This window comes from Halomonas sp. BC1 (assembly GCF_002078135.1).
In the GTDB taxonomy this organism is placed as follows: Bacteria; Pseudomonadota; Gammaproteobacteria; order Pseudomonadales; family Halomonadaceae; genus Vreelandella; species Vreelandella stevensii.
Genome location: NZ_LFGS01000016.1, coordinates 23,399 through 32,366, shown reverse-complemented (window position 1 = coordinate 32,366; position 8,968 = coordinate 23,399). Strand labels below are relative to the sequence as shown.

Here is an 8,968-nt window from a genome sequence, read left to right as displayed (position 1 = left end):
CGTTAAATTTGTCTACACCTGGTGCTTTTATGTCAGAATGAAGGCTCCAAGGAGGAGTGCCGATGACACAAATGCAATGGGATCAGTTACTTTCCCCTCAGCGCTTACATGACAAGCGCCCCGGCAGTAACCGCGAAATAGGGCGCACTCCTTTCCACAAGGACCATGACCGCATCGTCTTCTCAGGCTCCTTTCGTCGCCTGGGGCGCAAGACGCAGGTGCATCCCCTTACCGAAAATGACCATATCCATACGCGGTTGACCCACTCCCTGGAAGTCGGCTGTGTGGGCCGCTCGTTGGGCATGATCGTCGGCGAGTTGCTGCGTGATCGGCTGCCGGAGTGGATCACCCCAGCTGACCTGGGCGTCATCGTGCAAACGGCCTGTCTCGGCCACGACATCGGTAACCCCCCCTTTGGCCATGCCGGTGAATATGCCATTCGTGACTGGTTTCGCCGTGCCGAGGGGAGTGGCTTGCTGGAGGGGCTCTCTGAACAGGAGCGCCAGGATCTGCTGACCTATGAGGGTAATGCTCAGGGATTTCGTGTCATTACGCAGATCGAGTACAACCAGTTCAACGGCGGCATGCGGTTATCTGCAGCAACCCTGGGGACTCTGTTGAAATACCCCTGGACCGTTCGCTATGGTGGCCGCGCTGGCAAGTTTGGTTGTTATCAGTCCGAGCAGGCGTTGCTCAAGGAAGTCGCTGACGCCGTGGGTCTGATTCCTCAGGGCGAGCAGCGCTGGTGCCGTCATCCACTGGCGTGGCTGGTCGAAGCGGCGGATGACATCTGTTATGCGCTGCTGGATCTGGAAGATGGCCTCGAAATGGGGATTCTGCGTTACGAAGAAGTCGTCGAAATACTGCGTCAGATTGCTGGCGAATTTCCCCCTGAGTATGAAGAGATGCAGCGCAAGAGTGTCTCGCAGCGCCGCCGTATCGCGCTACTGCGGGGGGCAGCCATGGAGCGTGCGGTCAATGATGTGGCGGCCGTGTTTGTACAGCATGAGCAGGCGCTGCTGAGCGGTACCTTGAGCGATGACCTGCTGGAGCTTTGCCATCCGGATCTGGGCTGGGGTGTGCAGTCTGCCAAGCAGTTGGCTAGAGAACGCATTTTCCAGAACGAGCGCAAGGCCAAGCTGGAAATCGGTGCCTACACCACGCTGGGGATTCTGCTGGAGGCGTTCATTGGTGCTGCCCATGAGCTACACCATACCGGGCAAAGCTCTTTCAAGCATCAGCGCGTGCTGGCACTGATCGGTGAAAACACGCCGCTGCCCTCCTGGACGCTCTACGACAGCTACCGTCGTATGCTGGATTTCATTGGTGGCATGACCGACCACTACGCCGTGGACCTTGCCCAGGAGATGGGCGGGCGGCTGCGCGGGGATTAAACCGACGGGTGGCGCAAATGTTTTAGCTCCATCAGCCGTACCCGTTCCAGCAAGGTATGGATGACCTTGTCATGGATGGCGTCGCTCATATGGCCCGGTTTAAGCTCGCTCAACTGGCGTGACAACCGCTCTCCGCTGACCACCAGAATGTCCGAAGCTGCCTCGCTGGTATCGATTTGCCAGCCTGGCAGCACCAGCACGCCTCGAACGGGAACAGGCACCCCACAGCGTCGCTCCAGCCACTGGGTGAGCCAATTGACCCCCTGACGCGTCTTGTGCAGTGGGCGACGCTCCTGCCAATGGGGAAAGCGCAGCCGTTCGCGTTCGACGGCCACGCTATTGAGCTCGCGGCCATCCGAACCTATCGCCAGCGCTCTGGCGCGGGTTTCGACGACAAAGACGCCATGGGGCGTCACGACCACGTGGTCGATGGTGAAGCTGTCGGTAGGTACGTCGTGAAACACATAGTAAGGGTGTGCCTCCGGGCGGATGAGTCGCTCCAGCTCCTGGCCAACGGCCAGCTCGCAGGCCAGCCCCAGCTTCAGGCGACGGATACGCTGATAATCGCGTACCAGCAGCAGTGAAAACGCCAGTACCAGCAGCGTGCTGAGCAGCCCGTACAGTGCCCACTCCACCCAGTCCTGCTGCTCCACGAACAGCATGCGGCCCATGCCGTAGACCAAGGGCGCCAGACTCACCAAAGGCCCTAGCGTACCGTTTAGAAACAGGCTCGAGAATGCTTGATCCAGCCGGTAACGCAGTGCCTGCCCAGGCTCGTGAAGCGGGGCATCGAAAGGGGACTGCACGCGCGCATCATGCAGACTGCGCAGCGCCAGCACGATACCGCCCATTGCCGCCATCGGAAACAGGAAAATGAGAGGTAGCAGGTATTCCAACCAAACCATTGCGATGCCTTGCCCTTGAGCCGTTTACCAGAAGTAGAGCGATTGGTGCTACATCAATACTTCAACCGCCTGCCAATTTTACCTGATACCCCATGGAGGTTAGCGCGTCACGCAGGGTTTCGCGATGATCTCCCTGGATTTCGATCACGCCCTGCTTGACGGCGCCACCGGTGCCACAGCGCTGCTTCAGGGTCTTGGCCAGTGCTTTCAGCTCCGCGTGGGCCAGCGGTATACCGCTGATGGTGGTCACACCCTTGCCTTTGCGGCCACTGGTCTCTCGTCGAATTCGCACGATGCCATCCAACGTAGCCAATCGTGCCTGTTCGCTGGCGTCTTCGCAGTGGCAGTCGTCGATGGCGGCACGGCACTGGGGGCATGTCTTGCCATGCTCGGTGGAATACACCAGACCACCCAGTTGGTCACGTAATGAAGCCATGTCTTGTCTCTGCTGAGGGTTATTTCGCTGTCGAGTGATGCGGCATTGCCGTGTGCCATCGCTCGCGGGTCAAACGCTCCACAACGGCAGGCAACTGATACATGTTACTGATCATGATAGCGCCTTCCGGGGTATTTTCGGCATCTGGAAAGCGGTTTAAATGAATCACCGTCATGCCCGCTTGAAGTGCTGCCCTGACGCCGACCAGCGCATCGTCGATGGCAATGCACTGTGCGGCAGCAAACCCCATGATGCTGGCCGCATGTAAGTGCAGGCACGGCTCGGGTTTCCAGCAGTTGGCGGTATAGCCGCTGAACAGGCGATTATCGAAGTAATGGGTCAGGCCCGTGGCTTTCAGCGCCGCGCGTATCTTCGTTTCCGGGCCGTTGGAAACCACCGCGCTGGGGTAGTGCGACAAGGCTTCCAGTGCTTCCAGTGCCCCGGGAATGGTGGTGAGTTCGTTGGTCAGTCGCGTGGCCAGGTTGGCGCGCATATCGTGCTCCATGCGCTCGAGTTGTTCGATGTCGACTTGACCATGGCGGTCCTGCAGCTCGGCGACGATCCTGCGAAAGCGGGCGCCACGAAATTCGCCCATATAGTCGGAGGCAGCGAAGGGAAGCCCCACCGTATTGAGGCCGCGTGCCATTTCTTCGGCAAGCAGGGGTTCGCTATCGACGAGCGTGCCATCACAGTCAAACAACAAAAGTGGAAGCGGCATGTCAGTTCCTTGCAGTACCTGAAGCACTACGCATGTTGGGGTAAGCCGACCATCTTGCTATTGAACGGGATTTTAGCTCCTTTGTGAACACTGTTTGATAATTTTTTACGTTTTCGTCGATGGCGGAGTCGCTGCACGTCGGGAAAGCCCCTGGCAGGTGCTTATCCCTCGGAGCGGCTATAGTGAACAGGTGCAACGACATGCATCATGAAAAAGGAGATTGATATGCGAGTATCCCCTTGGCTATTACCTTGGGTTTTGAGTGCATCCTTGTGTGTAGTCGCGGCCAGCGCGTGGGCAGACACCGCGGCTGAGAATGGACAGCACGAAGCGTTGGATGATGCGGCGCTGGAAGAGACGTACGGCATCAAGGCGGGGGCCGTCCGACGCGACGAACAGCCCGCCTCACAAGCGCAGGAAGATGCTGGCGACGATGATGAAGAGCATGCCGAAGGCGGCACTGGGGGCACCGGCAGTGCCGATGACGCCATGTTGCAAGGTGAAGACGAACAGAGCAGTGAAGAGCAAAGCAGCGATCAGTAATGCGATGCCGCTTAACGCGACAAGCGTCGTGAGTTGGCACTGCTGCGCCGATGGTAAGGCTTCATGGCTTGTTGACTGGTTGTCCACCATGGCGCGTACTGACCGCGCATGGCGCTGAACAAGACTTTTTGCATGATGAGGCCAGCTTCCACGCTGGCCTCGATCTTTTCAGTCACCATGCGCTGGTTTTCACGCATCATGGCAGGACTGAAAAAGGGCTGCGTTTGCCATAGTTGCTGACGCATGGAGATCGTGGAGAGCGAAGAGCTCCATAGCTCCATGCCCATGATGCCTGCTTTCCACAGGTCAAGGAACATCAGGGGCGGTGTCAGCATTGGCAGAGGGGTGTGCTTCATGGAGAAGGCTACCTGGTGAAGAAATGGGCGGTGTTGTTTAGTAATAGCGCATTATTGCTGCATTGCAATAAAAAAGGCGACCCGAAGGCCGCCTTGATGTCGTCGCGAGGCGCTGCTTATTTGATCTTGGGCGCCAGCTCACCACGCTCGTAGCGCTGGAACATGGCTTCCAGGCTGATCGGCTTGATCTTGCTCGCGTTGCCTGCGGTGCCAAAGGCTTCATAGCGGGCAATACACAGATCGCGCATGGCTGTGACGGTTTCTTTCAGGAACTTGCGCGGATCGAACTCTGATGGGTTCTCGGCCATGAAACGACGCACGGCGCCGGTCGAGGCCAGACGCAGGTCGGTATCGATGTTGACCTTGCGCACTCCGTGCTTGATGCCCTCGATGATCTCTTCCACCGGTACACCGTAGGTTTCCGGGATCTGACCACCGTAGCGGTTGATCACTTCCAGCCACTCCTGGGGTACCGAGGAGGAGCCGTGCATGACCAGGTGAGTATCCGGAATACGAGCGTGGATCTCTTTGATACGCTGGATCGAGAGCGTATCGCCCGTGGGCGGCTTGGTGAACTTGTAAGCGCCATGACTGGTGCCGATGGCAATGGCCAGGGCGTCCACATGGGTCGCCTTGACGAACTCGGCAGCCTCTTCCGGGTCGGTGAGCATCTGCTCCATATCCAGCTTGCCTTCGGCTCCAATACCATCTTCTTCACCGGCCATGCCGGTTTCCAGACTGCCCAGGCAACCCAGCTCGCCTTCCACGGAAACCCCACAGGCATGGGCCATTTCCACGGCACGACGGGTCACATCGACGTTGTAGTCGTAATCCATCGGCGTTTTACCGTCTTCGCCCAGGGAGCCATCCATCATCACGGAGGAGAAGCCGAGCTGAATGGAGCGCTGGCAGACAGCCGGGCTGGTGCCGTGATCCTGGTGCATGACGACCGGAATGTGCGGGAACTCTTCCACCGCCGCCAGAATCAGGTGGCGCAGGAAGGGGGCGCCAGCGTATTTGCGTGCGCCAGCAGATGCCTGCACGATCACCGGGGAGTCAGTCGCGTCAGCGGCTTCCATGATGGCCCGCATCTGTTCCAGGTTGTTCACGTTGAACGCGGGAATGCCGTAGCCGTATTCGGCGGCGTGGTCGAGCATCTGGCGCATGCTAATCAAAGCCATGGGGTCACCTTATTGGGTTGTATGTTCAGAGTTCTAAGTATTAGTGCTGAGCAGCGGCTTCCAGCGCGGCAACGGCCGGCAGCTGCTTGCCTTCCACGTATTCGAGAAATGCTCCGCCGCCGGTCGAGATATAGGAGACTCGGTCAGCGATCGCGTACTTGTCGATGGCCGCCAGGGTGTCTCCACCTCCAGCAATAGAGAACGCGGCACTGTCGGCAATGGCGCGGGAAATGACCTCGGTCCCCTTGCCGAACTGGTCGATTTCAAACACGCCCACGGGTCCGTTCCACAGGATCGTGCCAGCATCCTTGAGCAGGCTGGCCAAGTGGGCGGCCGTGTCGGGGCCAATGTCCAGAATCATTTCGTTGTCTGCCACCTGATCGACGGGCTTGACCACCGCCTCTGCTGCTTCGGAAAACTCGGTGGCCACCACTACGTCGGTAGGCAGCGGAATCTTCACCTTGGCCATCAGCGCCTTGGCCTGGTCGAGCAGGTCTGCTTCGTAGAGCGATTTGCCCACATTATAGCCTGCTGCCGCAATAAAGGTGTTGGCGATACCACCACCGACGATCAATTGATCGCATTTTTCCGACAGTGCGTTCAGCACGTCCAGCTTGGTGGAGACCTTCGAACCGCCGACGATGGCCGCCATGGGGCGTGCGGGATTGGCCAGCGCTTTCTCCAGGGCATCGAGCTCCTGGGCAAGCAGGGGGCCAGCACATGCCTGGGGAGCAAAGCGCGCGACACCATGGGTAGAGGCCTGGGCACGGTGAGCGGTTCCAAAGGCGTCCATCACGAAGATGTCGCACAGTGCGGCATACTGCCTGGCAAGCTGTTCGTCGTCTTTCTTCTCGCCACGATTGAAGCGCACGTTCTCCAGCAACACCACGTCACCGTTCTGCAGCGTCGGGGCGGTGTCGAGGTAGTCGTTGACCAGTTTGACGGGGCTGCCGAGCAGTTCGCCCAGGTGCTCGGCGACAGGGGCCAGCGAGAACTCGTCAGCGGGTTCACCTTCCGTGGGGCGGCCCAGGTGGCTCATGAGCAGTACTTTGGCGCCCGCCTTGGCGGCAGCTTGTATGGTCGGCAGCGCAGCACGCAGGCGAGCATCGCTGGAAACACGGCCGTTCTTGATCGGCACATTCAGGTCTTCACGAATCAGTACGCGCTGCCCATCCAGGGGCAGGTCGGTCATCTTTTGCACGTTCATGTGAGCGGTTTCCTCGTGTTCAAGCGAATGAAAGGTCGTGGCGGTCATGCCCGCTGGCGTAGCGTTGCCAGCCGCTGGCTGATATCCAGCATACGGTTGGCAAACCCCCACTCGTTGTCAAACCAGCACAGCAGCTTGAGCAGGCGCTTGCCTGCCACTCTGGTTTGCGTGGCGTCCAGAATGCCAGAGCGAGGGTCGTGATTGAAATCGATGGAGGCCATGGGGGCCTCGGTATAGCCCAGCACGCCTGCCAGCCGCTGTTGGCTGGCCTCGCGCAGCAGTGCATTGACCTGCTGGGCATCGGTGTCGCGGCGTACGGTAAGCGAGACATCCATGGCCGAGACGTTGATCGTGGGAACGCGCACGTGCAGACATTCGAAGCGGCCTGCCAGCGTTGGCATCAGACGGCTGATGCCCACCGCAAGCCCAGTATCGACCGGGACGATGGACTGCATCGCCGAGCGGGTAAGGCGCAGGTCGGTCTGGTGGTAGGCGTCGATGACTGGCTGGTCGTTCATGGCCGAGTGAATCGTGGTGGTAACGCCGTGCTCCAGACCCAATGCTTCATCCAGCACGGTAAGCAGCGGCACCAAGCAGTTCGTGGTGCAGGACGCCGCAGAGAGAATGCGCTGGGTGGGGGTAAGCTCATGCTCGTTGATGCCCCACACGATGGTGGCATCCACATCGTTTTCAGCGGGCTGGGAGAACAGCAGCCGCTTGGCCCCAGCCGTTAAGTGCTGCTCGGCGGTGGCGCGATCCTTAAAGCTACCCGAGCACTCCAGCACTAGGTCGATATCCAACTCACCCCAGGGCAGCGCTTGCGGGTCGCGTTCGCACAGCACGTGGATGCGCTGGCCGTTGACGAGCAGAGCGCTGCCATCGTTGTCCACCTCACCTGGGAAACGCCCGTGGGTGGTGTCGTAACGGGTGAGATAGGTGATGGTGGCGAGGTCAGAAAGCTCATTAATCGCCACCACCTCAAGTCCAGGGTGTTGGCGTTCCACCAGTGCTCTCAGCACGCACTGGCCAATGCGCCCATAACCATTGATAGCAATGCGGAACTTAGCGGTTGCGTTCGCCATGTTGCGATGCGGCTCTTAGTAAAAGTGGCCCGATGATAGCGTATTTCACCGGGGGTTGCTTACCCAGCCCCGATGCCCACTAGCCGCCACGCCAGCGGCAACAGCAGCGCGGTAAAAATACCGGTTAGGCTCATTCCGAGCGAGGCAAACGCCCCGGCGGTAGGGCTAATATCAAACGCCCGCACGGTACCAATGGCGTGCCCATTGAGCCCCAGCGCAAAACCGATGATGCGCTCATCGTTGATACGTAGCAGCCGGGCCGCCAAGCTAACAAAGGGGATGGTCAGCACGCCGGTTACTAGCAGCGAGCCCATTAACAGCGCCACGTTGCCGCCGAGCTGTTCGGTGATGCCGATGGCAATAGGCGCGGTCACCGACTTTGCCGCAATGGAGGCCAAAATGTCTGGGCTCGCCCCCAACAGCCACGCAATGCCCAAGGCATAGCAAGCCGCCAAAGCAGCAGCAATAGGCAGGCAGGCGGCTAGCGGTCGCCAGAGTTCACGGATGTGCGGCAGTTGCTGGTAAAGCGGCATACCCAGCGCCACCGTAGCGGGGCCTAACAGCACGGTTAGCCACGTAGCGCCCTGCTGGTAGGTGGCGTAAGGCAGCCCTAACAGCGCCAGTATTGCGGCCAAAAGGAGTGCCGCGATCAAAATAGCGGGCAGCCAGGAGGGCTTACCCAGCCGTATAAAAACTGCGCTGCCCACCAAATAAGCGGCCAGCGTTAGTCCAACGGCCAGTAAAGGCGTTGCGGTTAAGGTGGGCAGCAGGTTAGTCAGCATGGCTGCGCCCCATCAAACGCGTTAGTAACCATAGGGTGGTGAACACGCTGAGCAGCGTACCGAGTAGCAGGGCGGCCACAATGGCTAGCCATTGGCCTGCCAGCTCATTCAGAATAAAGAATACACCCACCACGCCCGGCATAATCAGCATAGCCAGGAGTGCAATCAGCGGTTGGGCAGCGGCAGCAAGGCTGGAGGGCACTCTGCCGATCATAGCGAGGGTGGCGCACAGCAGCAGCATGCCCACCACCCCAGAAGAGATGGGTAAACCGGAGAAGTGAATGACCACTTCTCCGATCAACCAGTAGCTAATTAGCCATAGCAGACCGTTTAGCGCGGGCATCGCGATGCCCGCACTGCGTGA

Annotated in this window: 11 protein-coding genes; 2 read left to right on the top strand and 9 right to left on the bottom strand. The window is 59.4% G+C overall.

Going from position 1 to position 8,968, the window contains the following annotated elements; translation table 11 throughout:
- Positions 1-62: 62 nt before the first annotated feature.
- A complete protein-coding gene (locus tag B7L72_RS13000) occupies positions 63-1,394 on the top strand; it encodes a deoxyguanosinetriphosphate triphosphohydrolase (RefSeq protein ID WP_039183558.1) in 1,332 nt (443 codons plus the stop codon).
- On the opposite strand, the gene B7L72_RS12995 is transcribed toward B7L72_RS13000, so the two are convergent.
- The 3 genes from B7L72_RS12995 to B7L72_RS12985 all read right to left on the bottom strand — a co-directional run bounded on the left by B7L72_RS12995 (position 1,391) and on the right by B7L72_RS12985 (position 3,453).
- Positions 1,391-2,299 (bottom strand): nuclease-related domain-containing protein, encoded by a 909-nt coding sequence (locus B7L72_RS12995; RefSeq protein WP_081194866.1) that lies wholly within the window; start codon positions 2,297-2,299, stop codon positions 1,391-1,393. The two genes, B7L72_RS13000 and B7L72_RS12995, sit on opposite strands and share 4 nt — an antisense overlap.
- Positions 2,300-2,360: 61 nt before the next feature.
- A complete protein-coding gene (locus B7L72_RS12990) occupies positions 2,361-2,735 on the bottom strand; it encodes a translation initiation factor Sui1 (protein WP_016915649.1) in 375 nt (124 codons plus the stop codon).
- A 19-nt stretch (positions 2,736-2,754) separates the two neighbouring features.
- Entirely contained in the window at positions 2,755-3,453 is a 699-nt protein-coding gene (locus tag B7L72_RS12985) for an HAD family hydrolase (protein ID WP_016915650.1), read from the bottom strand.
- A gap of 225 nt (positions 3,454-3,678) precedes the next feature.
- Between B7L72_RS12985 and B7L72_RS12980 the strand changes: the two genes are divergently transcribed.
- A complete protein-coding gene (locus tag B7L72_RS12980) occupies positions 3,679-3,996 on the top strand; it encodes a hypothetical protein (protein ID WP_016915651.1) in 318 nt (105 codons plus the stop codon).
- Between the two features lie 11 nt (positions 3,997-4,007).
- On the opposite strand, the gene B7L72_RS12975 is transcribed toward B7L72_RS12980, so the two are convergent.
- The 6 genes from B7L72_RS12975 to B7L72_RS12950 all read right to left on the bottom strand — a co-directional run bounded on the left by B7L72_RS12975 (position 4,008) and on the right by B7L72_RS12950 (position 8,947).
- Positions 4,008-4,352 (bottom strand): hypothetical protein, encoded by a 345-nt coding sequence (locus tag B7L72_RS12975; RefSeq protein ID WP_016915652.1) that lies wholly within the window; start codon positions 4,350-4,352, stop codon positions 4,008-4,010.
- Between the two features lie 116 nt (positions 4,353-4,468).
- Positions 4,469-5,533 carry a class II fructose-bisphosphate aldolase gene (gene fba / locus B7L72_RS12970; RefSeq protein WP_016915653.1) on the bottom strand — a complete coding sequence of 355 codons (1,065 nt, stop codon included), beginning with the start codon at positions 5,531-5,533 and terminating at the stop codon, positions 4,469-4,471.
- Between the two features lie 40 nt (positions 5,534-5,573).
- Positions 5,574-6,740, bottom strand: a complete 1,167-nt coding sequence (locus tag B7L72_RS12965) for a phosphoglycerate kinase (RefSeq protein ID WP_081137891.1) — start codon at positions 6,738-6,740, stop codon at positions 5,574-5,576.
- A gap of 44 nt (positions 6,741-6,784) precedes the next feature.
- On the bottom strand, positions 6,785-7,822 hold the full coding sequence (locus B7L72_RS12960) for a type I glyceraldehyde-3-phosphate dehydrogenase (RefSeq protein ID WP_081194864.1): 1,038 nt from the start codon (positions 7,820-7,822) through the stop codon (positions 6,785-6,787).
- A gap of 59 nt (positions 7,823-7,881) precedes the next feature.
- Positions 7,882-8,604 (bottom strand): LrgB family protein, encoded by a 723-nt coding sequence (locus B7L72_RS12955; protein WP_062363349.1) that lies wholly within the window; start codon positions 8,602-8,604, stop codon positions 7,882-7,884.
- Positions 8,594-8,947 (bottom strand): CidA/LrgA family protein, encoded by a 354-nt coding sequence (locus B7L72_RS12950; protein WP_081194868.1) that lies wholly within the window; start codon positions 8,945-8,947, stop codon positions 8,594-8,596. Before B7L72_RS12950 ends, B7L72_RS12955 begins: the two co-directional genes overlap by 11 nt.
- Positions 8,948-8,968: the final 21 nt, after the last annotated feature.

Excerpts from the sequence above, each read along its gene's own strand:
- B7L72_RS13000 (WP_039183558.1), top strand. The coding sequence starts at position 63 with ATGACACAAATGCAATGGGATCAGTTACTTTCCCCTCAGCGCTTACAT.
- B7L72_RS12995 (WP_081194866.1), bottom strand. The coding sequence starts at position 2,299 with ATGGTTTGGTTGGAATACCTGCTACCTCTCATTTTCCTGTTTCCGATG.
- B7L72_RS12990 (WP_016915649.1), bottom strand. The coding sequence starts at position 2,735 with ATGGCTTCATTACGTGACCAACTGGGTGGTCTGGTGTATTCCACCGAG.
- B7L72_RS12985 (WP_016915650.1), bottom strand. The coding sequence starts at position 3,453 with ATGCCGCTTCCACTTTTGTTGTTTGACTGTGATGGCACGCTCGTCGAT.
- B7L72_RS12980 (WP_016915651.1), top strand. The coding sequence starts at position 3,679 with ATGCGAGTATCCCCTTGGCTATTACCTTGGGTTTTGAGTGCATCCTTG.
- B7L72_RS12975 (WP_016915652.1), bottom strand. The coding sequence starts at position 4,352 with ATGAAGCACACCCCTCTGCCAATGCTGACACCGCCCCTGATGTTCCTT.
- fba (WP_016915653.1), bottom strand. The coding sequence starts at position 5,533 with ATGGCTTTGATTAGCATGCGCCAGATGCTCGACCACGCCGCCGAATAC.
- B7L72_RS12965 (WP_081137891.1), bottom strand. The coding sequence starts at position 6,740 with ATGAACGTGCAAAAGATGACCGACCTGCCCCTGGATGGGCAGCGCGTA.
- B7L72_RS12960 (WP_081194864.1), bottom strand. The coding sequence starts at position 7,822 with ATGGCGAACGCAACCGCTAAGTTCCGCATTGCTATCAATGGTTATGGG.
- B7L72_RS12955 (WP_062363349.1), bottom strand. The coding sequence starts at position 8,604 with ATGCTGACTAACCTGCTGCCCACCTTAACCGCAACGCCTTTACTGGCC.
- B7L72_RS12950 (WP_081194868.1), bottom strand. The coding sequence starts at position 8,947 with ATGCCCGCGCTAAACGGTCTGCTATGGCTAATTAGCTACTGGTTGATC.